General features: G+C 69.1%; 21 protein-coding genes, 2 tRNA genes and 1 pseudogene. 14 read left to right on the top strand and 10 right to left on the bottom strand.

Features of this window, described 5'->3' with window-relative positions:
- Positions 1-34: 34 nt before the first annotated feature.
- Entirely contained in the window at positions 35-1108 is a 1074-nt protein-coding gene (locus QM591_RS07230; RefSeq protein WP_415131056.1) for an aminotransferase class V-fold PLP-dependent enzyme, read from the bottom strand.
- Between the two features lie 80 nt (positions 1109-1188).
- On the opposite strand from QM591_RS07230, the gene QM591_RS07225 reads away from it, so the two are divergent.
- The 3 genes from QM591_RS07225 to QM591_RS07215 all read left to right on the top strand — a co-directional run bounded on the left by QM591_RS07225 (position 1189) and on the right by QM591_RS07215 (position 3879).
- Positions 1189-2160, top strand: a complete 972-nt coding sequence (locus tag QM591_RS07225; RefSeq protein WP_415131054.1) for a LysR family transcriptional regulator — start codon at positions 1189-1191, stop codon at positions 2158-2160.
- A 10-nt stretch (positions 2161-2170) separates the two neighbouring features.
- On the top strand, positions 2171-3685 hold the full coding sequence (gene gltX / locus QM591_RS07220) for a glutamate--tRNA ligase (protein WP_415131052.1): 1515 nt from the start codon (positions 2171-2173) through the stop codon (positions 3683-3685).
- Positions 3686-3807: 122 nt separating this feature from the next.
- Positions 3808-3879 (top strand) — tRNA-Gln (locus tag QM591_RS07215).
- A gap of 239 nt (positions 3880-4118) precedes the next feature.
- Here QM591_RS07215 and QM591_RS07210 read toward each other — a convergent pair.
- The 4 genes and pseudogenes from QM591_RS07210 to QM591_RS07195 form a co-directional block, all read right to left on the bottom strand.
- Positions 4119-4922 carry a hypothetical protein gene (locus tag QM591_RS07210; protein ID WP_415131078.1) on the bottom strand — a complete coding sequence of 268 codons (804 nt, stop codon included), beginning with the start codon at positions 4920-4922 and terminating at the stop codon, positions 4119-4121.
- Between the two features lie 114 nt (positions 4923-5036).
- Positions 5037-5183: pseudogene (locus tag QM591_RS07205) on the bottom strand (DUF4236 domain-containing protein); the annotation flags it as partial.
- 291 nt (positions 5184-5474) lie between these two features.
- Positions 5475-6488, bottom strand: coding sequence for a lipase family protein (locus QM591_RS07200; protein ID WP_415131050.1), 1014 nt, complete (start codon positions 6486-6488; stop codon positions 5475-5477).
- Entirely contained in the window at positions 6482-7903 is a 1422-nt protein-coding gene (locus tag QM591_RS07195) for a M28 family peptidase (protein ID WP_415131048.1), read from the bottom strand. Before QM591_RS07195 ends, QM591_RS07200 begins: the two co-directional genes overlap by 7 nt.
- An 88-nt stretch (positions 7904-7991) precedes the next feature.
- Between QM591_RS07195 and QM591_RS07190 the strand changes: the two genes are divergently transcribed.
- A complete protein-coding gene (locus QM591_RS07190; RefSeq protein ID WP_415131046.1) occupies positions 7992-8969 on the top strand; it encodes an AsnC family transcriptional regulator in 978 nt (325 codons plus the stop codon).
- Positions 8970-8993: 24 nt separating this feature from the next.
- Here the strand turns inward: QM591_RS07190 and QM591_RS07185 are convergent, their stop codons facing one another.
- Positions 8994-10310: an MFS transporter gene (locus tag QM591_RS07185; protein WP_415131044.1), complete on the bottom strand. Its 1317-nt coding sequence runs from the start codon at positions 10308-10310 to the stop codon at positions 8994-8996.
- Positions 10311-10524: 214 nt separating this feature from the next.
- Between QM591_RS07185 and QM591_RS07180 the strand changes: the two genes are divergently transcribed.
- Complete coding sequence (locus QM591_RS07180) at positions 10525-10884, top strand: MerR family transcriptional regulator (protein ID WP_415131042.1); 360 nt, start codon at positions 10525-10527, stop codon at positions 10882-10884.
- A gap of 18 nt (positions 10885-10902) precedes the next feature.
- Here QM591_RS07180 and QM591_RS07175 read toward each other — a convergent pair whose 3' ends face one another.
- The gene (locus tag QM591_RS07175; protein WP_415131040.1) at positions 10903-11751 is read right to left on the bottom strand and encodes a PIG-L deacetylase family protein; all 849 of its coding nucleotides are present in this window, start codon (positions 11749-11751) and stop codon (positions 10903-10905) included.
- A gap of 162 nt (positions 11752-11913) precedes the next feature.
- Between QM591_RS07175 and QM591_RS07170 the strand changes: the two genes are divergently transcribed.
- From QM591_RS07170 to QM591_RS07160, 3 genes are read left to right on the top strand one after another with little or no spacing between them, the layout of a single operon-like run.
- On the top strand, positions 11914-12465 hold the full coding sequence (locus QM591_RS07170) for a hypothetical protein (RefSeq protein ID WP_415131038.1): 552 nt from the start codon (positions 11914-11916) through the stop codon (positions 12463-12465).
- Positions 12466-12467: 2 nt separating this feature from the next.
- Positions 12468-13118, top strand: a complete 651-nt coding sequence (locus QM591_RS07165) for a TetR/AcrR family transcriptional regulator (RefSeq protein WP_415131036.1) — start codon at positions 12468-12470, stop codon at positions 13116-13118.
- The gene (locus QM591_RS07160; protein WP_415131034.1) at positions 13115-13471 is read left to right on the top strand and encodes a VOC family protein; all 357 of its coding nucleotides are present in this window, start codon (positions 13115-13117) and stop codon (positions 13469-13471) included. The genes QM591_RS07165 and QM591_RS07160 overlap by 4 nt, the downstream gene beginning before the upstream one ends.
- Before the next feature lie 13 nt (positions 13472-13484).
- On the opposite strand, the gene QM591_RS07155 is transcribed toward QM591_RS07160, so the two are convergent.
- Positions 13485-15500: a DUF262 domain-containing protein gene (locus tag QM591_RS07155; protein ID WP_415131032.1), complete on the bottom strand. Its 2016-nt coding sequence runs from the start codon at positions 15498-15500 to the stop codon at positions 13485-13487.
- 123 nt (positions 15501-15623) lie between these two features.
- Here QM591_RS07155 and QM591_RS07150 point away from each other — a divergent pair, with 123 nt between their 5' ends.
- From QM591_RS07150 to QM591_RS07130, 5 genes are all read left to right on the top strand, one after another.
- Positions 15624-16397: a hypothetical protein gene (locus tag QM591_RS07150; protein ID WP_415131030.1), complete on the top strand. Its 774-nt coding sequence runs from the start codon at positions 15624-15626 to the stop codon at positions 16395-16397.
- Positions 16398-16579: 182 nt separating this feature from the next.
- Complete coding sequence (locus QM591_RS07145; protein WP_415131028.1) at positions 16580-17359, top strand: DeoR/GlpR family DNA-binding transcription regulator; 780 nt, start codon at positions 16580-16582, stop codon at positions 17357-17359.
- On the top strand, positions 17356-18306 hold the full coding sequence (locus QM591_RS07140) for a 1-phosphofructokinase family hexose kinase (RefSeq protein WP_415131026.1): 951 nt from the start codon (positions 17356-17358) through the stop codon (positions 18304-18306). The genes QM591_RS07145 and QM591_RS07140 overlap by 4 nt, the downstream gene beginning before the upstream one ends.
- Positions 18307-18331: 25 nt before the next feature.
- On the top strand, positions 18332-20407 hold the full coding sequence (locus QM591_RS07135; protein WP_415131024.1) for a fructose-specific PTS transporter subunit EIIC: 2076 nt from the start codon (positions 18332-18334) through the stop codon (positions 20405-20407).
- 30 nt (positions 20408-20437) lie between these two features.
- Positions 20438-20707: an HPr family phosphocarrier protein gene (locus QM591_RS07130; protein WP_415131022.1), complete on the top strand. Its 270-nt coding sequence runs from the start codon at positions 20438-20440 to the stop codon at positions 20705-20707.
- A 65-nt stretch (positions 20708-20772) separates the two neighbouring features.
- Here QM591_RS07130 and QM591_RS07125 read toward each other — a convergent pair whose 3' ends face one another.
- Positions 20773-21411 carry an MBL fold metallo-hydrolase gene (locus tag QM591_RS07125; RefSeq protein WP_415131020.1) on the bottom strand — a complete coding sequence of 213 codons (639 nt, stop codon included), beginning with the start codon at positions 21409-21411 and terminating at the stop codon, positions 20773-20775.
- A gap of 95 nt (positions 21412-21506) precedes the next feature.
- On the opposite strand from QM591_RS07125, the gene QM591_RS07120 reads away from it, so the two are divergent.
- Positions 21507-21582, top strand: a tRNA-Glu gene (locus QM591_RS07120).
- A 51-nt stretch (positions 21583-21633) separates the two neighbouring features.
- On the opposite strand, the gene QM591_RS07115 is transcribed toward QM591_RS07120, so the two are convergent.
- A partial coding sequence (locus QM591_RS07115; RefSeq protein WP_415131018.1) for a DUF4349 domain-containing protein occupies positions 21634-22631 on the bottom strand: 998 nt, incomplete at its 5' end.

The raw sequence follows: 22631 nt of genomic DNA, 5'->3' as shown, positions 1-22631 counted from the left end.
GTCGTGACTGAGCTGCCGGATCAGGGCTGCGGGGTCAGGAATCGAGCGCCCGTGCCGCGCGATCGACGTCCGACGCGTCGTTGAACACGTGGAAGGCCACGCGCGCGCGCCCGTTGCGGCCCGAGGCGACGATTCCGGCGGCGGTCAGCGTGGCGAGATCTCGTCCTTCCGGGTCGAGCCAGCTCACGATCGCGCTCTCCTGCGCGCTCTGCTGCCCGATCCTCTCGCGGAAACGGCGGGCGAGCCCGGTCGTGTAGGAGTGGATGGCCGCGGCGTCGGCCTCGGCGAAGAGCCGGAGCGCCGGCTCCGCCCCGACGAAGGCCTGCCAGGCGGGGGAGACGTCGAACCGGCGCGCGTCGCTCGCGAGCGTCGCATCGACCCCGTAGCAGGAGGCCCAGGGGTCCTCACCCGCATACCAGCCTGCGTGGACCGGACGCAGGGTCGCGGCGAGGTCTGCGCCGAGGGTGAGGAACGCGACCCCTCGGGGCGCGCACAGCCATTTGTATGCGTGACAGACGACGGCGTCGAACCGGTCGGCGGTCACGGGCATCCATCCCGCGGCCTGCGTCACGTCGCAGAACGTCCGTGCCCCGACGGCGCGCGCGGCGGAGACGATGGCGTCGGCATCGGCCACCGAGCCGCAGGCCGACTGGACGAGCGAGAAGGCCACCATCGCGGTGCCCGGGCGCACCGCCGCCGCCAGCTCTGCCAACGGAGCCGTCCGCACGGTGATCCCCCGTCCCGCGTGCACGAAGGGCAGGGCCAGGGACGAGAATTCGTCGTCGGGGCAGAGGACTTCCGCTCCGTCGGGGAGTGAAGCGGCGAGGAGTGCCGCGAACACCGAGGTCTGGGCGCCGATCGCCACCCGGTCGGGGCTCACCCCCACCAGCCGGGCGAAGTGGCTTCGGGATGCTTCGACCACCGCGGCATAGTGCAGCGGGTCGGGGCGCCCGAGGAGGTCACCCATGATCGCCGAGCGCGTGCCGAGGGTGGGGAGGCCCGCGGTGCACGCCGCGAGGTAGCCGTGCGCATCGACGAACTCGGCTCGCACCTCGGCGAGGCCGCGCGGCGCGGTGGCTGAGACGACGGGAGCGGCAAGGGGCGACATGGCCCCAGCATGACCGGCGTGGGTTCATTCGTCCACGGCAGGTGTTGCATGAAAAGCATCACGGATGCTTATGTGTAGGGATGGCAGATGACGCGCAGCTCGACGTCCACGATCTCCGCGTGATCAAGGCGATCTCCGACGCGGGGTCGCTCACCGCGGCGGCCGACCTGCTCGGATACAGCCAGCCGGCGGTCAGCCAGCAGATGAGGCGCCTCGAGACGAAGCTCGGCCTTCCGCTCCTCGAACGCGTGGGACGGCGTGTCCGCCTCACGGAGGCGGGGCGCGTGCTCGCCCGACACGCTCCGTCGGTGACCACGGCGCTCGACGCCGCCGTCGGCGAGCTCGCAGAGCTGCGCGGGCTGGAGGCGGGCACCGTGCGGATCCTCGGATTCCCCTCCGCCACTCCGACGATTCTGCCGCGGTTGCTGCGTGATCTCGCTCGCCGTCATCCGGGTGTCTCGCTCACGTATGTCGAGGCGGAACCGCCGGAGGCGGTGGCCGCCGTCCGTGACGACCGTGCCGACATCGCCGTGACCTTCGCGTACCCCGGCGACCGCGCCGATCCGCACGGGGTGAGCGCGCGGGGCCTGTCGGTGCGGACGGTCGGGCGCGACGATCTGCTCGTCGTCGTGCCGGAGGATCATCCCGTCGCGGACCGCGACGTCATCGACGTGGCGCTCCTCGCCGAGGAGAACTGGATCGCGGGCTGCCCGCGTTGTCGCGGACACCTTCTGGAGCTCTGCGGCCGCGCGGGCTTCACGCCGCGGATCGGTTTCGAGACCGACAATGTCGTCGCTGTCGAGGGGCTCGTCGCGCAGGGGATCGGCGTCGCGACGCTGCCGGCGCTCGGTGTCGCCTCGTTCCCCGCACTGCCCGGGATCGTCACACGCCCCCTCCTCGCGGGCGACGAGCGACTCATCCACGTCGTCACGGCACACGGGGCCGACCGGGTTCCGGCCGTTGCCACCGTGCTCCGGGCGCTCGAGCGGGCGGTCGCTGCGGCCACGGCGGCGGCGGTGCCGGCCGCGGAGGCGACGAGCGGCGGCAACTAGACTGGCGGGGATGTCTGCAGCGATCGATCCCCGCACCACCACCGCCTCCGGAACCGACGTCCGCGTGCGGTTCTGCCCCTCCCCGACGGGCCTTCCGCACGTGGGGATGGTCCGCACCGCCCTCTACAACTGGGCGTATGCGCGTCACACCGGCGGCAAGCTCATCTTCCGCGTGGAGGACACCGACGCCGCGCGCGACAGCGAGGAGAGCTACCGCCAGCTCGTCGACGCCCTCACCTGGCTCGAGATCGACTGGGACGAGGGCGTAGAGAAGGGCGGCCCGCACGCGCCGTACCGCCAGTCGCAGCGCCGCGACATCTACGCCGGCGTCCTCGAGAGGCTGATCGCGTCCGGGGCGGTGTACGAGTCGTACTCGACGGCCGAGGAGATCGACGCGCGTAACGAGGCCGCCGGCCGCGCCAAGCAGCTCGGCTACGACAACTACGATCGCGACCTCACCGACGAGCAGAAGGCGGCGTTCCGCGCCGAGGGACGCGAGCCCGCGTGGCGCCTTCGCGTGCCCGATCACGACCTCACCTACGTCGACCTGATCCGCGGTGAGGTCACCTTCCCCGCCGGATCCTTCCCCGACTTCGTCGTCGTGCGCGCGGGCGGGCAGGCGCTCTACACCTTCACCAACCCCGTCGACGACGCCCTCATGGGCATCACCCACGTCATCCGCGGCGAGGACCTCATGCCCTCCACTGCGCGACAGCTGGCGCTCTACGGCGCCCTGATCGATGCGGGGGTGACCGACTTCGTACCGCGCTTCGGGCACATGCCGCTCGTGCTGGGGGAGACGGGCAACAAGAAGCTCTCCAAGCGCGATCCGCAGGCCGACCTCTTCCTCCATCGGGAGCGTGGCTTCATCCACGAGGGGCTGCTCAACTACCTGGCGCTCCTCGGTTGGTCGATCGCCCCCGACCGCGACGTGTTCTCGCTCGAGGAGTTCATCGCGGCGTTCGACATCGTCGACGTCAACCCCAACCCGGCCCGCTTCGACCAGAAGAAGGCGGAGTCCATCAACGGCGACCACATCCGCATGCTGCAGCCGGCTGACTTCGCCGCGCGCCTTCTGCCGTACCTGCGGACCGCGGGACTCGTGGGGGAGACCTTGACGGCGGAGCAGGAGCGGATCCTGGCGGCGGCGGCGCCTCTCGTCCAGGAGCGCATGCAGCTCCTCGGTGAAGCGCCCGGACTCCTCGGTTTCCTTTTCCGCGACGAAGTGACCTATGACGAGGATGCCCTGAAGGGCCTCCCCGCCAACGCGGGCGAGGTGCTCGTGGCGTCGGTGGGAGCGTTGGAGCTCGTCCCCGAGCAGAACTTCACCGCCGCTGCCCTCCAGGAGGCGCTGTCTGAGGCGCTCATCGAGGGGCTGGGGCTGAAACCGCGAGTCGCATACGGGCCCCTACGCGTCGCGGTGAGTGGCCGTCGCGTGTCGCCTCCGCTGTTCGAGTCGATGGAGCTCCTCGGCAAGACGGAGTCGCTCCGCCGCCTCGACGCCCTCGTCCAGCACATCGGCTGACGGCTGAGCTCGCACGCGGCGAGGGAGCGCGGCGGGACGAAACGCCCGGGGCCCGGTGGGTTTGGACGCCCCGCTCCGGTCGGGTAGACTCGTCCCTCGGTGCCACTTCGGTGACACACCCTTGGGGTATGGTGTAATTGGCAACACGGCTGATTCTGGTTCAGTTGTTCTTGGTTCGAGTCCAGGTACCCCAGCAGTAGATTCGGCGAGTTTTTGCGGCTGAACGGCCCACTCGTCCACCTCTTCCTCTCCCGTTGTGCGGACGTTTTTTGTGTCGGCGGCTACCAGCTCCGGTCTGCCGATGCTGAGGCCCGGACTGCTGGTCTGCGAGGACCGCGCGGGGCCACTCGCATCGACTGGAAGCCCAGATCGTCAGGAGCCTGACGGGCGCCCGCGAGTGGCAGTTGCGTGGATGGGCGGCAGACGCCGTGGATCACGGCACGATGTCGACCCGCGGGGTCGCAGAAAGGGTCTGTGCGATGCTTGGAGCTGCTTCGTGTCGGGAAGTCTGAACTTGCCAGTTGAGGCCGTCGATGGTGGTCAGATCAAGTGCGCCGTACAACATGATCGGTAGCATCGGGTTGTTCTTGAAGCGGCGGTCGGGACCGCCCTTCACGTTGACGTACTGCCAGGTGTGGTCGATTTGGTGCGCATCCCGCGGCAGACCTCCCGGGCTCTCGATGAAGCGCTGGCCATTTCCCTGCGCCCGCAGTCGCGCGTATGCGACATCCGTATAGTGCTTGCCTTCCCGCACGAGGAGACGATCGGGCAGGAAGTAGAGCCCCGCCTTCCCGGCTTCAAGCGTCGGAACTGCGACGTTGGTTGAGATGTGCTTCGGCCCCGTCAGTCGAGCGGTGAGAGGTATGCGTTCGACCAGCTTGCCGGCTCCGGCGTTTGTCTTGTGTTGGTAGACCGTCTGCACGCGGCCCGACTGTACGGTGCGCCATAGTTTCTCGGACCGTGTCATCCACTCCCAGTTGGTCACGAGAGTGTCGAACCAGTCGGCTGTAGCGTCCTTGACGTCGTATAGCAGCACGACCTTGCCTCGTGCTGCGTCTCGGAGAAAGAGCCACCAGCAGAGCGGTATCGCGACCGCCCAAAGGACCGTGCCATAGGGGAGCATCGCCATCCCGAGCACTGCAGCAACGATGGCGATGGTCCACGCCCACCGAAAACGACTGGCCGCGGTGTTCAGCTGCTCGACGATGTCTCCACCGCCTGTGGGTGCGAGAGTCATCGCAGTCGCTCCGCTCACGTCCTCCATGATGACGGAGCTGGGTGCGTACTCGATGGGGACGAAGGGTGTGGGTGCGGCGGGCACTCGGGGGCTGAGTGTGGTTCTGTACGACACGCCGTTTCCGCCTATGCTGACGTAGTTGCCGCGCGGACCTGACCCGACGCGGAATCCGGGCACTCCAGCGCTTACTCCTAGGCCGGATTTGCTCATGCTGAAGCGGAACGGACCCGCCTTCACGCTCTTTCGCACGTAGAAACCCATCAACGCCTCCTTATCGGAATCATTCTGACCGATGCGCGACAACGAAATCGAGCCGTCACGCTTCCGCTCCTACGATGAGCCGTTTCTCGCGCCACCGACGCCGGATCTACCCGGCCGTGTACATGTCGACTTCCCGCCTCAGTTAAGACATCGTCATCTCACTCTTTGGCGACGCGAGACCTAACCATGCGAGCGTATGCCCGGACTTCGTGGCTCGATATGTCAGCAGGCGAGATGGGAAGCGCCTCATCCTCGCGGCGGCCCGAGTCCGGATACGTCGATCCGCCCCGTTCAGAACCGCGCCGCGATCCACTCTGCCGCCTCGCGCGGCGCATACGCTTCCCGCACCACCCCGGAGTGGTGCGTCGGCCACCAGCGCGCGGTCACGTCCATTCCTGCCGCTCGATAGCCGCGGATGAGGCGTCGCGTCAACGGCGCGGGCGCCACCTCGTCGACGAGCCCGGCGTCGATGCGCACGGGCACCGACAGATCCGTCAGCCCCGCCACGTCATTCCTCCGGAAGCTCTGCGCCAGCAATGCGAACACCTCGTCGCTCGACTCCCCGCCGATGCTCCCAGGCGGCAAGGCTCCCCAGGACGAGCGCTCAGCGAGCTCGGTGAGCGAGAGCTGCCCCAGCGTCGGCCACAGCCGCCGCGCCGCTGGACTGAGGCCGTCGCCGTGCAGCAGATCCGCCAGCCGAGGGTCTTCCGTCGCCGCGCCCTGCAACATGAGGGCCGTGAGGGCCGACACGATCCCGGACCCCGGAACGCGCACCCGCACGCGCCGCATCGCTCCGATCGTCAGCTCCATCCGCGTCACCGGCGCGAATGCGGCCACTCCCACGAGTTCGGTGTCCCCGCCTTCGTGACCATGCCGTTGTGCGGCGTGGAGGGCGGCGACCGCGCCCTCGGAATGCCCCGCGGCCAACCACCGACGCGACAGCGGTACACCGAACTGCTCCCGCGAGCGGACCATCGCCAGCATGGATTCCGCCAGCGACGACCCGATCAGGTACGGGTGCGGACCCGGGCTGCCGAGGCCCTCGTAGTCCGGGCGCAGCACGGCGAATCCGCGGCGTCGGAGGAGGCCGCACAGCACGTCGCCCTGCGACATCCGTCGCCACTCCGGGTGCGTGGGGTCGCCGATGCTCGGTGCCGATCGCGCCGATCCGCCGGTGGTCATGTGCCCGTACACGACGAACGGATAGCCGGCGGGCGGCGGCGGCGAGGTCGGCAGCTCCACGAGCCCGGTCTGTTCGCCGATGCTCCCGTCGATGCGTCGTGCAGGGAAGCGGACCCTCACCATCGGCCACGGGGGAGGAGACGGCGTAGCGGTGCGGGCATCGTCCCGAGCGTAGCGCCGCGTCGCCGGTCGACGTCGTCGAGGAGGTCGGCGAAGAACCTCGCCACCGGCACGAGTTGCGCCCGGTCGATGCGCTCGATCGTGTCGGCGTCGTCATACAGATACAGGGGCCCGGAGATGAGGCTCACGGTCGGAACGCCCGAGACGAGGGTGAACGACGCGTCGGTGGGGATCCCTCCCGCGAAGAACTCCAGCGCGGCGGCGCCCATGAGGCTCGTTCCGTGGAGCCCGTGTCGTCGTACTTTCCGGGCAATGCGCACCGTGAGGGCCGGGTTGACGTTGAGGAACATCCCGCGAGGCTCGGTCTCTCCGGTGTTCACGAACCCCCCGTCGGCACCTTCCACGGCCCGCAGCCCGATGTGCTCGATCGTCGCGTTGAGCACGATGTTCCAGGGCGAGTCGGGGGAGAGGACGTAGCGCCGCGCGAACTCCTGATGAGCCTGATAGCCCGTGAAGTGGGTGTCGAAGGTGACGAACAGGAGGCTCTTCTCTCGTACGCGCCCCTCCGCCGCTTCAGTCCCGGCTCGCTCCGCGAGTGCGATCACCTCGGCGGTTCCCGACGCGTCTTCGACGGCGCCTGGCCCAATCGAGTCGTGGTGTGACTGCACCATGACGGCCTGGTTGGTGCGCCCGGGGAGAACCCCGATCACCGTCCGCGACACGACACCCTCCCGCTCCACCGAGAGCGACAACGCTGCCGATGGCGACGCGGTGAGGAGCGTCCGCAACCGCTCGCCCTCGGCGCGGGTCACCCACGCTCCCGGGAGCATGAACAGCGTGCGGCGGTAGTACTCGTTGTGGTAGTTCCGCGAGTCGGGATAGTCCCGGAGCACACCGATCACCGCGCGCGCACCGCCGGCCGCGGCATCGGTCATCGTCCGTGCGAGTGAGGTGACGTAGGGGTTCCGGCCGCGCAGCACGTCGCGACGCAGCACCTTCCGACCTGGATCGTGGAGATACATCGTCAGCGGCAGCGAGTGGGCCACGGTCATGTCGAACGTGAGGTCGAAGAGGACGATCGCGCCGCGGACATCGTGGCGGCGCACGCGATCGGTGCCGATGTCCACGACGGGTGCCTCGATGCGGTGGTCTGCCGTCCCGGTCCAGTCGTGCGACGGGAGAGCGGAATGGAGGATCGGGGCGCACTCGGATTCCTCACCGGCCACGCGCACCGTGCACGTCGTGGCACGCCAGGCGAACGAGGGAACTTCGAGGACTTCGGCCGCGAGGCCTGCCGCGTCGAAGCGTCGCTGCACATAGGCGGCGGCCGCCTCGCCACCCGGAGAGCCCGTCGCTCGAGGCGCCATCGCCACGAGGTCCTCGATCGTGGCGAAGATGGCGTCTTCCGTCATTTCCATGCTCCGAAGCTAGAGACGCTTGCAGTGTTGGACGGTCTGCAAGGTCATATTCGTCAGGTGAACCGCGGCTGTTCGTATGATTCGTCAGGTGAGCGTTCCCCACGGCTTCAGCGAGCTCGACCTCGCGATCCTCCATGCGCTGCAGATCGACGGACGTGCTCCGTGGACCCGCATCGCCTCGGCAGTCGGCGCCGATGCCGCGACGGTCGCTCGACACTGGCAGGCCATGGCGGAGCAGTCGCTCGCATGGCTCACGGCCTGGCCGACGCCGGAACGGTGGTCTGCGTCGACCGACGTCGCCGTGGTCCTCCTGGAGCCCGGAACAGCCGTGTCGATTGTCGGTGACCTCGCCGCCTTGCCGTGGGTGCTGAGCGTCGACGAGACGTCGGCGGGGGCGCTCCTTCTCGTGGCGGCTGCCGGCGGATTGCCGATGCTGGGCGCGCGGATGCGCGAGGTGGAGGGCCGAGGCGCCGTCGTGCGGCGGATGGATGTCGCAGCCGCGATCGTCGCGGAAGACTCCGGGTGGCGGCTTCGCGCACTCTCCCGGTCGCAAGAGCGTCTGATGCGGGATGCTCCACCCGGTGACCGCCCGAGGCCGCCGCGACCCGAGATCGTCGCCGAACTGGCCGCCGTCTTGGAAGCGGATCCTCGCCTCCCGGCGGCCGCCATCGCCGCACAGCTCGGCGTCTCCGAAGCGACCGCGCGCCGCACCGTGGACCGGGCGATCGCATCGGGACAGATCAGAGTGGGCTGCGACGTCGCGATGCCCGCGGCAGGTTACCGCCGCGGCGCCGTGCTGTGGGCGCGTGCCACCGACCCCGAACAGGCGGCCATACGGGCGGCGCGGCTACCCGAGACCCATCGCGTGGGCATCCTCGTGGGTGCGGCGCCCCTCTACGTCGGCGTGCGGGCACGCAGCCTCACCGCCCTCGCGGCGATCGAGGCGGCGTGGGGCGAGGGCGTCGACGTGACCGATCGATGGACGGTGCTCCGTGCACGCAAGCGCAACGGGCATCTCCTCGACGAGCAGGGACGCTCTGTCGGACGCGTACCGCCGCGCTGGTGACTCCGCCGCCCGCGACGAGCAGGGTCACGCCGACCGCGCCCGCAGGAGCGCATCGAGGCGATAACGCGACAGCGGGAGCAGGCTGAGTGCGCAGAGCACAGCCGGGATCACCGATATCCCGACCACGATCGCGGTTTGCGCGGTCGGGGATTGCGTGACCTCGGCACCGCCGGTGGCGACGTACCCGCCGATGCTCAGCACCAGGCCCAGCAGGGCGGGGCCGAATGCGTATCCCAGCAGCTCGAACCCCGACCACACGCCGGAGATCATGCCGATGCGGTTGGTGCCGCTGATTCGCGCGTCTTCCGCGGCGATGTCGGGGAGCATCGCGAGGGGGAACAGCTGCGCTCCGGCGTACCCGACCCCGATGACCGCCGCGGCGATGAGAAGCGGCACGGATGAGCCGCTGCCTGCCGAGAGGAGCGCGACGAACCCGGCGAGCATCACGAGCGACGCGACGACGAACCCCCGCTTCTTTCCCACGGCGCGGCTGATTCGCGACCACGCCGGAGTGAGCACGACCGCGGGACCGACGAAGCATACGAAGGCGACGGTGGCGACGCTCGGGTCGTGCACCACGTGTCGCGCGGCGTAGACGACGCCCGAGAGCACCATGCCGATCGCCACGGCCTGCAAGACGTACGCCGTGACGAGCGAGCGCGCGTCACGATTGGACAGCACCACGCGCAACTGCTCCCCCAGGCGCCCTCCCGCGCTCTCGTGTCGTGTGAGGGGAACCCCGCGAGTGGACCACCACACCCCGATCGCCCCCGCGACGATGAGCGCCGCCATGACGCCGGCCATGACGCGGTAACCCTCGACCCCGCCGACGGTCTCCACGAGAAGCGGTGCCGTGGCTCCCGAGACGAGGATCGCCAGCGTGAACACGATCACGCGCCAGGTGATGAGCCGGGTGCGCTCGGTGTAGTCGTCGGTGATCTCGGCGGACATGGCGAGGTACGGCACCTGGAAGAACGCGTACGCCGTCGCCGCCCCGAGAGAGAAGACGAGCACCCACAGCGCTCCGGCGACGGGGGGAGCGGTGGGGCCGAAGAACATCGCGACGAAGGCGAGGGCGAGCAGGAGCCCGGCGTGGAGGATGAACGGCCGCCGGCGATCGAGCGGATGCCGGGACCGGTCGCTCAGCGTGCCGGCGATCGGATTGAGGAAGAAGTCCCACGCCTTGGGGGCGAACACGATCAGGCCGGCGATGACCGCTTCGACTCCGAGCAGGTCCGTGAGGAAAGGCATGAGGATGAGTCCGGGCACCGTTCCATAGGTGCCGGAGGCGACGCCGCCGAGGGCATAGCCGGCTCGGGTGCGGCGGGGGAGGCCTGTCATGTGCGCGATCGTAGGGGTGGTCGGTCAGGTCATCGTCCGATTTGCGCCTCTACCGTCAGGGCGCGCGCTCGATTCGGCGCGTTCCGTCGTCAGGGCACACGCGCGCCGTTCGGGACCCTCCGCAGCACGACGGCGTGACCTGGACCGCGCTCCAGGTGCCAAGCTGGACGATGGTCGGCGACATCGACGCCGAGCCGCGCGAGGGAGGAATCGAATGTCGGCAACACTGTCGCCCGGTGAGGTGGTCGAGCGGACGGGGCTTTCTCTCGACACACTCCGCTACTACGAGAAGGAGCACCTGCTCGGTCCGGTCGCTCGGGCTGCCGGGGGTCACCGGCGCTACTCCGAAGACGACGTGTTCTGGGTCGGGCTGCTGAGCTGCCTGCGTTCGGCGGGCCTCGGGATCGCCGACCTGCGCGAGTTTACCTCGATGCTGCGCGGCACGGCCTCGTCCGACGATCGCGTCGCCTTCCTCACCGCTCACCGTGCGGAGTTGCAACGCCGCATGTCGCAGCTCGAGCGCGCGATCGGGGTTCTCGACGAGAAGATCGCGCATTACGAGGCCGCGGACTGACGCCCGAACGACGCGCCGCTATGGCGTGAGGGGATCTGCCGCGAGATCCCGCACGTGGTAGAACTCCTGGTCCCACAGGGCGTAGACGAGCCACGCCGGGAGGCCGTAGGACGACTGCAGGTAGTCCGCCTGCGAGGCGTGGATGCGCCACCCGTCGTGCTTCTTTCCCACTTCTGCCGACATCGCGTACTCGGGGTCGGGCTGGTTGGCGACGACGAGCTTTCCCTGTTCACCGCCGAACAGTTCCAGAGCGGTCGTCGGACTGATCGTGTAGACGAGGTGCGCAGGACCGCGGTAGGAGCCGCCTTCGGCCGCCACACGTGCGATCGCGAGCTCGGTGATTCGCCCCGCCTCCATGTGGTCCTTGTGGCCGGTCGCCCCGCTCGCGGGCCAGAAACCGACGACCACATCCGGCTGCACGCGCTTCAGCGTCTCGACGACCCGGGAGACGAGCTCCTCTTCCGATACGCCGGGAACGCCGCCATCGGGGTAGTCCCACACTTCGTGTTCATCGACGCCCAAGTGGAAGCTGTTCTTCAGGGCTTCCGCTTTGCGCACGATCCCCAGGTCGCTCTGCCGGGCGACTTCCGGTGTCTGGTGCCCCGCCTCGCCGGCGGTCATCGTGATCATGGCCGTGTAGGCGCCGTCGCGATCCTTCGCGCGCCAGAACAGGCCGTTCACGGTCTGTTCGTCGTCGGGGTGGGCGAACACCCCGAGCACCCGCGTTCCCTTGAGCTCGCCGATGACGGAGTCGACGCCGCGCGCCGAGGGCATGTGGAAGAGGTGGCGTCCTGCCCAGTACCCGCCGACGATGGCGAGAAGAAGGACGGCACCGACGACGATGAGCGCGATCCAGCGCTTGCGCATGGGAACTCCTGATTCGGGTGAGTCGACGCTGACTGTGGACGCAGTCTATCGACGCACGTGTGGCAGCCTGACGAGTGCGATCAGCCCCCGCCAGCCCGTGCGCGATCGACATCCCGATCGTCTACACTCCATTGAGTACGACTGTACTAATTGGAGGATGGCATGATCCTGATCGCGATCATCGCGTGCGAAGTGGCTTTCTGGGTGGCGATCCTCGCGGGGCTCTCCGCGCGCTATCTGCTGCGCCGGCGTCGACTGGGGCTCGTCCTCCTCGCCCTTGCACCTGTCATCGACGCGGTGCTCCTGATCCTCGTCGCGGTCGACCTGCTCGGCGGCGGCACGGCGTCCTGGCATCACGGGCTGGCCGCTCTCTACATCGGCGTGTCGATCGCCTACGGTCACCGCATGATCGCGTGGGCGGACTCTGTGTTCGCCCGCCGATTCGACGGGGCGCCGCCACGGCCGAAGCTCTATGGCGCGGCGTACGCGCGGGCATGCTGGCGTGATGTCGGCCTCACCCTTGTGGCTGCCGCGATCGCCGCCGGCATCATCGGTGCGCTCGTGCTCGTGGTGGGCGCGCCCGAGCGCACGGCGGCGCTCGAAGGGTATCTGCGGATCCTCGGGATCATCGTCGCCGTCGATGTCATCTGGGCGGTGAGCTACACCGTGTGGCCGCGCCGGGCGCCGGCCGCCGCGCTCGGGGCTCGGGGCTGATCGTGGTCACCCGAATCGATCCGCAACAGCGCGAGCGGGAGATCGCGACAGCCGCTCTCCGTGTGCTGGAGCGCGACGGCATCGCCGGGGTGAGCGTTCGCGCCGTGGCGGCGGAGTCGGGGCTCGCCGTCGCGTCCCTTCGGCGGGCGTTTCCCACGCAGGAGGCACTGCGCCGCTTCTGTCTGGCCGAGATCCGCAGCCGTGCGGGTGCTCGCATCCGGGCGGTGGAGGGTGAGGGAATGGCGCGGGCCGTCGGCGTGCTCGAGGAGTTGCTGCCGTTGGACGCGGAGCGGCGGCTGGAACTTGTCGCTCAACTTCAGCTTGGGCTGCTCTCGGTGACCGATGAGAGCCTCCGCGACGAGGCACGCGCTCTCCACGACGACGTCCGCGGAGTCTGTCGTGCAGTGCTGGCATGGTCGGCGGGCGACACCGCCGATCCCGACGCCCTAGACGGCGCGGCCGCGCGGCTTCACGCCCTCCTCGACGGGCTCGCGCTGCACGCGCTCACGGCGCCCGACGAGACCGACACCGCGGCCGTGCGTGACCGCTTGCGTGCCTACCTCCAAGACAATCGCCTCCCACGAACCTCCGTAGAGCGACGCGTGCGAGCGTCCGAGCCTGAGACCACCATCCGACAAGGAGAAAACACATGAACCGAGTGGGACGAGCCGTTGTGCGCGTTTCTGACCTCGACGCGGCGTTGTCGTTCTATAGCGCTGCTTTCGGCTTCACGGCGCTGTTCGATCAGGAGATCTTCCCGGGATTCCGCACCGTTCACGTGGGCCCCGGCGGCAGAGGCGACGCCGGGATCTGGCTGTTTCCTGACGCCGAGGCGCGGGGCTGTGACGAGCCCGTCGTCGTGATCTACACCGACGACTTCGACGCAGACGTCGTCCGCTTGCGCTCCATGGGCGCCGCACTATCCGAGGTGTCGAGTGAGCCGAGCGGCCGGTCGGTGACCTTGCGCGACAGTGGCGAGAACACCCTCGTGTTGGCGGAAACGTGAGCGACGGGCGTCGTCAGGGCATCGCGTCGCCGATGTAGGAGTACTTGAGGAAGACGTCGGACGCCCATCCGGCCTCGTCGAGGACGCCTTGGACGGCAGAGAGCATGTACCGCGAGTCCCACCCGAGGTAGAGGAACTGGCCCGGGGCGATCTCGTCCCACTGGCCGTTCCACGCCATCGCGGGGTACACGGGCCCGCCGCGGCGTGCGCTGAAGTCGATGACGCTCTGGCGGGACTCCGCCCACAGGCGCTGGAAGATGCGGTGGAAGAGGTACTTGACGTCCTTGACCTCCCAGTGCTCGCCGCGGAACTCGACGTAGTCGAACTCGCGCTGCCATCCCGGAGGCCACCCGCGACGCATCTTGGCGTCGAGCACGGGGGTGAGGTTGTCGTCATCGATGCCGACGACGTCGGGCCGTGACCACACCTGCATGAACGCGGCGGTGAGGTTCTCCGTGCGCGCGGCGATCGCGGCCGTTCCCCATGTGGCGGACTCGGCGACCTCCCGGCTGAGCGCGATACCGCTCCGGGCGTAGATGCCCCGCTTGGTGGGGAAGTCGACGTCGAAGGCCCGCTCGGCCAGCTCGGGTTCGAGGAGTGCGAGGTTGCCGAGCGTGGGTGCGAGGGCGCGGTGCGCGTTCTGCTCGTCGTCGCTGAGGTCCGCCCAGCGGCGTGTACCGTCGCCGCTCCACTCGTCGCCCGGAGCGAGCGGAACCAGGTGGTCGAGGTCGACGGGCTCGTCGGGCGAGACGTCGGAGAGGCGGCCGAGCACGTAGGTGGCGTGGGGGAGAGCGCTGTACTTGAGTCCGACCCGCGTCCTCTGGTCGGACGGCGTGATGCGTCCGATCGCGTGCGAGAGAGCGTCGATCCCGACGGCCGAGGCGCGGCACAGCCGGGCGACGAGGCGGTCGTTGGACAGCCCCAGGATCTCCCGGCGCAACAGGAGCGACTGCAGGTACTCGACAATCCTCACGAGGTCGTGGGCGGGGAGCGAACCATGGAGATAGTCCCGATACAGGCCCATGACGAGCGGGTACATCCCTCGCCCGAAGGTGTTCAACCAGGCGAACTGGTCGCGCAACGCCGTGTCGTCGATCGCCGCCGGCTCGATCAGCGTGCGGTAGATCTCCGAGAACTCGCGCCACTGCGCGGCGTGGGCGCGAAGGGAATCGATGTCCAGTCGGGGGAAGCGTGCGCGGAAGGTGTCGTAGACGCCGCGCCCGCCGGTGACGGTGACTTCACGCCCCGTGAGCATCACGAGGTAGTGGCGCCAGAACGCACCGATCTCGTCTCCGGTGTTCTGCTCGATGGGAAGCCAGTACTCGCGCTCGATCTCGGTCTGCTCGCCGTGGGTGAGCCCCATGAGCACGTAGTTGTGGATGAGCTCGTGGTCGCGCAGCGGCTCTCCGGTGGAGTTGAGGCTCTCGAAGATCTGCTGAGCGTTGGCGCCGGCGCCCAGCGTGATCGACACGTGCTCGAGGCGTCGCAGTCCGCGCCAGATGTGCGCGGCCTCGTCGGGGCGGATCTGACTTCGGAAAAACGCATAGTTGTCGTCGAACCGCGACACCCGATCAGTGTCCTCCGGCGAGCGACGGTCGAGCACAACACTCTCGAACACGTCGGCCCACGCCCGGTGGGGGCGGAGCTTCGTCGCCTCAGGATCATCGGCGCGGACGAGCACGCGCTCGAGCTCAGCCGCTGTGTCCGGGTCGTCCACGACGAGGGTGTGATGAAGCGCCGCGATGAGCAGCATGAGCGTCGTGATGCGCTGCTGACCGTCGATGAGGACGAGGTGGGCGCCATCGGCGCCGGCGGCATCCGCGGCAGTCGAGAGGATCGAGCCGATGAAGTGCGTGTCGTCGGCGGCGGCGTCGGCGACGGCCCGCACATCACGGAGGAGCTGTTCGCAGCCGCCGATGTCCCACCGGTACTGACGCTGGTAGACGGGGACGACGATCGTGGTGTCGGATGCCGAGAGCCAGTCGATCGTGTTGACGGCGGTCGCATCGACATTCGTGGCTGTGGTCATGCTCTCGTATCGCTCCTCGAAACCCCGGACGAGTCTAGTCGGCCCGGCAGCGGCGCTCTGTAGGCTTGCCTAAGTCGGGCCTGTAAAAACTTCGCTGGACCGACAGAAAGGGCATGATCCGTCATGGCATACATCAAGAGCGCTGCTCTGGAGGAGACCGGTTACGTCGTCCTCGACATGTACAACAAGCCGATCGACCCCAAGGAATGGCTCGACGTCGAGTACGTCGACTGGAAGTCCTCGGGCGACACCCGCTTCGCTCCTCTGGCTTCGGCCAAGGGAGAGATCGAGTGCAACGGCTTCTGGAACCACAAGCCGCCGCGCACCGACAAGGACGGCGTCTGGATCGACTCGCAGACCGCGATCGCGCCGACGCTCACTGAGCGCGCGCTGGAGCCGGGGGCGAACGTCGGCCGCTGCCGCATCATCGAACTGCAGCCGAACACGTACGCGGACTGCCTGTACAACCTCCACCAGGACGACAACAACCGCCTCAACCCCGATGGCACCGGCTGGGTCGTGCGCAGTTTCTTCAACCTCACCGATGACAAGGACAGCTTCTTCGTCCTGCGCGAGAACCGCACCGACCCGAGCCAGGAGACGCGGATCGCGCTGCCGGCCGGCGCGCAGCTGGTGATCGACACGCAGCGGCTGTGGCACGCGGCGACCCACTACGGCGACTCGCCCCGCTACTGCCTCATCACGTCGTGGACGAGCGGTCCCGAGCTCGACGCGTACATCGAGAAGTACAACGGCGTGAACAAGGTCGAGAGCGTGCAGGTCGACCAGGAGATCCTCGACGCCGGTCAGGCCGAGCAGGCTCGCCGCCTCGCCGCCCGCGCCGCAGCGCTGGCTGCCCGCGGCCAGCGCGAGGTCACGGTGATGAGCGAGGCCTGAGCCCCGCCGCATCCCTCGTGGGGAGGCCCCGACAGGTGTCGGGGCCTCCTTCGTTTTCCCGCCGGTCTTCTCGACCGGACCGGGCGGAGTCGTCCCCGTCCACAAATGTGGGAACGTGTGGGTTTGGCTCTTGTGAACATGTTGCTACGTGTTGTAACGTGTGGCCTGTTCAAGGAGGACCGATGTACGCGACGGAGCGCCAGCACCAAATCGAGGAACTGATCGCGGCCGATGGCCGCGTGTCGGTCGTTGACCTCGCCGACCGGTTCGCCGTCACCACCGAGACCGTGCGTCGTGATCTGGCGGCGCTCGAGGTCGCGGGGACCGTCCGCCGTGTGCATGGAGGCGCGGTCGCTCGCGCCCGGGTGAGCACGGCGGAGCCCTCCTTCGCCGAGCGTGCCGGTGTGCGCAACCCCGCCAAGCAAGCCATCGCCCGCGCGGCGATCACGTTCCTGGGCGACTCCTTCACGGGATCGGTCTACCTCGACGCCGGGACCACGGTGGCAGCCGTCGCACAAGACCTCGCGGGCACGGCGCGGGAGTCCTCGCCCATCGAAGTCGTCACGCACTCCATGACGACAGCCCATCTGCTGGCGGGAAGTGGTGTAGGACTCACCGCGATCGGGGGTCGCGTGCGCGGGCTCACCGCGGCGGCCGTCGGTGCCCAGACGGTCGAGGCCATCGGGCGCCTGCGTCCCGATGTGGCGTTCATCGGCACCAACGGGGTGTCGGCGGCATTCGGCTTGAGTACCCCCGACCCCGACGAGGCGGCCGTCAAACGTGCGATCGTCGCGTCGGCACGTCGCGTGGTCGTCCTCGCCGACGCGGAGAAGTTCGATTCCGAGCTGCTCGTCTCGTTTGCGCCGCTGACCGCGGTGGATGCGCTCCTCACCGACACCGCGCCGGCCGGCGCTCTGGCCTCGGCCCTCGAAGAGGCGGGCGTGGAGGTGCATGTCGCATGATCGTCACCGTTACGACCCATCCCTCGTTGGACCGCACCATCGCTCTCCCGGCTCCGCTTCGGGTCGGCGCGGTGCAGGCGGCCTCTGCGGCCCGCGAAGATGCCGGAGGAAAGGGCATCAACGTCGCTCGCGTGATCGCTGCGGCAGGCCATCCGACCGTCGCCGTCCTGCCCCTGAACGACGGTGACCCCTTCGCGGGCGCCCTCCGCGGGGCGCGGCTTCCCGTCCGCACGGTGCCCGTGCGCGGGTCGGTGCGCGCCAACCTCACCATCGCCGACCCGGAGGGCGAGACCACCAAGCTGAACCTCCCGGGAGCCCCGCTTGCCGACGCCGAGGCGGACGCGCTCGAGGAGGCCGTCGTCGAGACCGCTGGTGGTGCGGACTGGCTCGTGCTCGCCGGATCGCTCGCTCCCGGCCTCCCGAGCGACTACTACGTCCGGCTGATCCGCGCCGTGCGCTCCCGGTGGGGTGACAGGGCGCCGTCGATCGCAGTCGACACGTCGGGTGAGGCGCTCCGCGCGGTGGTCGCCGACGGGCGTCCCGACCTCATCAAACCCAACGAGGACGAGCTGGCGGACCTCGCCGGGGTCTCGCTCGACCCGTCTCGCGCACTGGCCGACACCGTGGCCGAGATCGCGCGGTCACTCGTGCCTGTGCGCGTCGGGGCTGCGTTCGTCACGCTCGGCGGCGACGGAGCCGTGCTGGTCACCGCCGAGGGAGCATGGCAGGGCGCGCCGCCCCCCACTCGCGTGCGGAGCACCGTCGGTGCCGGCGACAGCTCCCTGGCCGGGTTCCTTCTGGCCACCGTCAGCGGCGCCTCCGCGGCGGATCGGGTTCGGCTCGGCATCCGCTACGGATCGGCGGCGGCCTCCCTTCCCGGCACCCAGGCGCCCACCCCTTCGGATCTTCCGACCGGCGACGTGCCGGTGCGGCAGCTCACACCCTGAGAATCATCGACCACTGGAGGTCACCGTGTCAGACATCATCAACGCGGAGCTCGTCAGCCTCGACGAACCCCTCGGCGCAGACAAGCGTGCGGTCATCGAGGCGCTGGCGGCCCGCGTCGCCGCACAGGGAAGGGCGACCGATGCCGCAGCCCTCGCTGCCGACGCGTGGGCGCGCGAACAGAAGGACGAGACCGGTCTTCCCGGCGGGATCGCCATTCCGCACGCGAAGAGCGCCGCCGTCACCCGTGCGACGCTCGCCTTCGCTCGGCTCGCACCGGGGATCGATTTCGGGGCTCCCGACGGACCGGCCGATCTCGTCTTCCTCATCGCTGCGCCGGATACGGCCGCGGAAGAGCACCTCGCGATGCTGTCGCGCCTTGCTCGCAGCTTCATGAAGGACGACTTCACTGCGGGCCTCCGCTCGGCGTCGACGGAGGGCGAGATCGTCGCCCTCGTCTCCGACGCCGTCTCAGACGCGCCGACGCCCGCGGCTGCCCCCACGGCAGCGGCGTCGGCCGCACCCGACGAGGAGCTCCTCATCGAGGGACGTCCGGCTCGGATCGTCGCCGTCACCGCCTGCGCAACCGGCATCGCGCACACCTTCATGGCCGCGGATGCCCTCACCGCAGCGGGCCAGAAGGAGGGCGTCGACCTCGTCGTCGAGCCCCAAGGATCCAGCGGCTACAAGGCGATCGACCAGAAGTTGATCGACGAGGCCGATGCGGTCATCTTCGCCGTCGACGTCGATGTCCGCGAGCAGCAGCGCTTCGCGGGGAAGCCGGTCGTCCGCGCCGGGGTCAAGCGGGGGATCGAGCAGCCAGCTCAGCTCATTGCGGAAGCCGTCGCCGCCGTCCACAACCCTTCGGCACCGCGGGTCTCCGGAAGCGCCTCCGGCGCAGCGACGACGTCGGCCGCGCCGACATCGCTGGGGGGAAGCGTCAAGCGGGCGCTCCTCACCGGCGTGAGCTACATGATCCCGTTCGTCGCCGGCGGTGGTCTGCTGATCGCCCTCGGCTTCCTCCTCGGCGGCTACCAGATCGCGTCGGAGCACGCGAGCGGCGTGAGCAACGCGGTCTTCACCCTGCAGAACTCCACCCTCTGGAACCTGCCGACGACCGATATCGTCTCTCCGCTCGGGCCACTCGGGCAGTACCTCGGTGCAGTCGCCTTCCAGATCGGTGGACTGTCGTTCGGCTTCCTCGTTCCGGCGCTCGCGGGCTACATCGCCTTCGGGATCGCCGACCGTCCGGGCATCGCTCCCGGATTCGTCGCCGGCGCCGTCGCCGCGTTCATGGGCGCAGGCTTCCTCGGCGGCATCGTCGGCGGTCTCCTCGCCGGTGTGGCGGCGTGGTGGCTCAACAGCTTCGACGTTCCCCGCTGGCTCCGTGGCCTGATGCCTGTCGTCATCATCCCGCTCCTGGCCTCGATCTTCGCGTCGGGTCTGATGCTCATGGTCCTGGGTGGCCCGATCGCGTGGCTCATGTCGGTGCTCAACGACTGGCTGGGGAGCCTCACCGGTGCCGGTGTCATCATCCTCGGCGCGGTCCTCGGCCTCATGATGTGCTTCGACCTCGGGGGACCCGTCAACAAGGTCGCGTACGGCTTCGCGACGGCGAACCTGGCGCTGGGCATCGCGGGCGACGAGCGGTACCTGCAGATCATGGCGGCCGTCATGGCGGCGGGCATGGTTCCGCCCCTCGCGATGGCCCTTGCCTCGACTGTCCTCGGCCGGGGCCTGTTCACCGAACCGGAGCGCGAGAACGGCAAGGCCGCCTGGCTCCTCGGTGCCGCGTTCATCTCGGAAGGGGCGATCCCGTTCGCCGCCGCCGACGTGCTGCGCGTCATCCCCGCTTCGATGATCGGCGGCGCCGTCACCGGTGCGCTCTCGATGGCTTTTGCCGTCACGTCGAAGGCGCCGCACGGTGGTGTGTTCGTCTTCTTCGCGATCGACAGCTTCTGGCTGTGGCTTCTCGCCATCGCCGTCGGTACGGTCGTCAGCGCGGTGTCGGTCGTGCTCCTGAAGCGGTTCGCCCGTCGCCGCCCCGCACCGGCGGTTATCGACGGTCGCGTCGAAGTACCGCAGGGCGCCGTCACCGCATAGTCTCGAAGGACTGAACCTAGGAGGAACACCATGGCAGAACGCACCGCCACCGTCGCGAGCAGCTCCGGGCTGCACGCCCGTCCCGCGAAGCTCTTCGTGCAGGCGGTCCAGGCGACCGGAGTGCCCGTGACCATCGCGGTCGAGGGCGGCCCCGACCTCAACGCGGGCAGCATCCTGACCCTCATGGGGCTCGGCGCCACGCAGGGCACGGTCGTGACGCTCAAGGCCGAGGGCGACGGTGCCGAAGAGGCGCTCGACAGCCTGGTGGCGTTCCTCGAGACGGACCACGACGCCGAGTAATCGGGCAGGGAGAAACGAAAGCCGCGGGAGAGTTCCCGCGGCTTTCGTGCGTCTGGTGGTGATGGTCAGAGGTCGGTCGACTCGCCGGGCTCGAGGGCGAGGAACTCTCCGCCGCCTTGCTCCGTCGCCCACGTGAGCCGCGCCCGGTGCATGTCGAGGCCGACCCGCGACAGTGTCATCTCGTGCGTGCCGAAGGCGCGCCGGGGCCCGACGGCCAACACGAAGTCGATCGCCTCGCCGATCTTCAGCCACGGGGCGCCGATCGGTGCGGCGAGCAGCCCCACTTCGACGCCCTCGGGCACGGCGTAGGAGTCACCGGGGTAGTAGAACTCAGCGTTGACGAGGACTCCGAGATTGTCGACCGTTGGGATGGTCTCGTGGATCACGTTGTGGGTGCCGCCGTAGAACGTCAGGGTGAACGGCCCTGCGGTCACCGTGTCACCGGGGGAAACCGCGACGACCGGATGCTCCGTTACGGCCTTCGCGACCCCTTCCGGGCCGTAGATGACGGCGTCGGGGAACGCGGTGAGGAGCCGGTCGAGGTGCTCGGGCGTCCAGTGGTCGGGGTGCTCGTGGGTGAGCACGACGGCGACCACCTTCTCCAGATCGTGGAGGGGCAGAGTGAAGGCGCCCGGGTCGATGATCAGCGTCCGCCCTTCCGACTCCAGACGAAGGCAGGCATGTTCGTGTTTCGTGACGCGCATGCGACCAGTCAACGCCGTCGAGGCGGCCCGAGCAAGCGGCGGCTCGATTTGGCGGGGGCGTGCGCGGCATGGCATAATCGAACGGTTGCCTGATCGGCCCCATCGTATAGCGGCCTAGTACGCCGCCCTCTCACGGCGGTAACGCGGGTTCGAATCCCGCTGGGGTCACCAACACGACATAACGCCCGGTCTTCTGACCGGGCGTTCTGTCGTTTCCGCGGGTCAGTCCTCCGTCGGAACATCCGCGACACGGGTGCGAGCACGGCTTCGACGACCTCGCCGGATGAGCCAGACGATGAGGATCGCCAGCGTGACGAGCCCCAGCCACGGAAGCAGGAACCCCACGGCGACGACGAAGGCGTTCAGAGCCACGAGCAGTCCGTTCCATCCCGCAGCGACACCGTCGCCAAAGCCGGCCGGGTCCGGGGTGACGGCCGGCGCGGGAGTCGTCAGCGAGACCGTGAGGCTCGACATCCCGACCTGGTTCTCCAACTGTGTCAGCTGCTGCTCGTACGACTCCAGCTCGGCTTGGCGGGAGGACAAGGCCTCCTCCGCCGCGAGGAGGTCTGCCGTCGAATCGGCGTCCGAGATCAACGTCGTGAGGCGATCCACCGACGCTTCGAGGGCGGACACCCGCGCGCGGAGGTCGACGGCCTCGGTCGTGACATCGCGACGATCCACCTGTGACGACGTCACTTTTCCCAGTGTGCCGAGCGCCGTCATGACCTCCGTCAATCTCGAGGCAGGCACACGCACGGTGATCCACGCGTCGGAGACAGCCATCGCACCGCCCTCGGGCATGAACTGCTCACCGTTTCGCATCGGAAGCGTCCCGCCGGATCCGAGACTCATCGCCTCGACGTAGCCACCTCGCGCAGCGGCGTCCTTATCGATCGCTTCGGCCGCCGCGCGTGCGTCGTCCACTACGACCGATGCCGTCGCGGTGGCGATGATCTCCCGGCCGCTCGCACTCACGCCTTGGTCACCCTTGACCGGAGCCGCCGGTTGCGGAGCGGTCTGTCCCGAGATGTCGCGCTCGCCCTCCGCCGACTGCAGGCCGATGACGGCGTCGGAGGGGGCGGAGCCTGCCGTCGCGTCCCGGCCGAGGAGGCCCGGCAACGACGGTGCGATGACGGCGGCAGCCACCACGACGGCGGCGGCAGCTGCGGCGCCCGTCACCCACGCACGTCGCCGCCGGGCGGTGCGCGCCACCGGCGGGG

It is taken from the genome of Microbacterium sp. (genome assembly GCF_047607225.1).
Classification (GTDB): Bacteria; Actinomycetota; Actinomycetes; order Actinomycetales; family Microbacteriaceae; genus Microbacterium.
The sequence above is the reverse complement of the archived record's forward strand: the minus strand, read 5'-3'. Positions and strand labels throughout refer to the sequence as shown.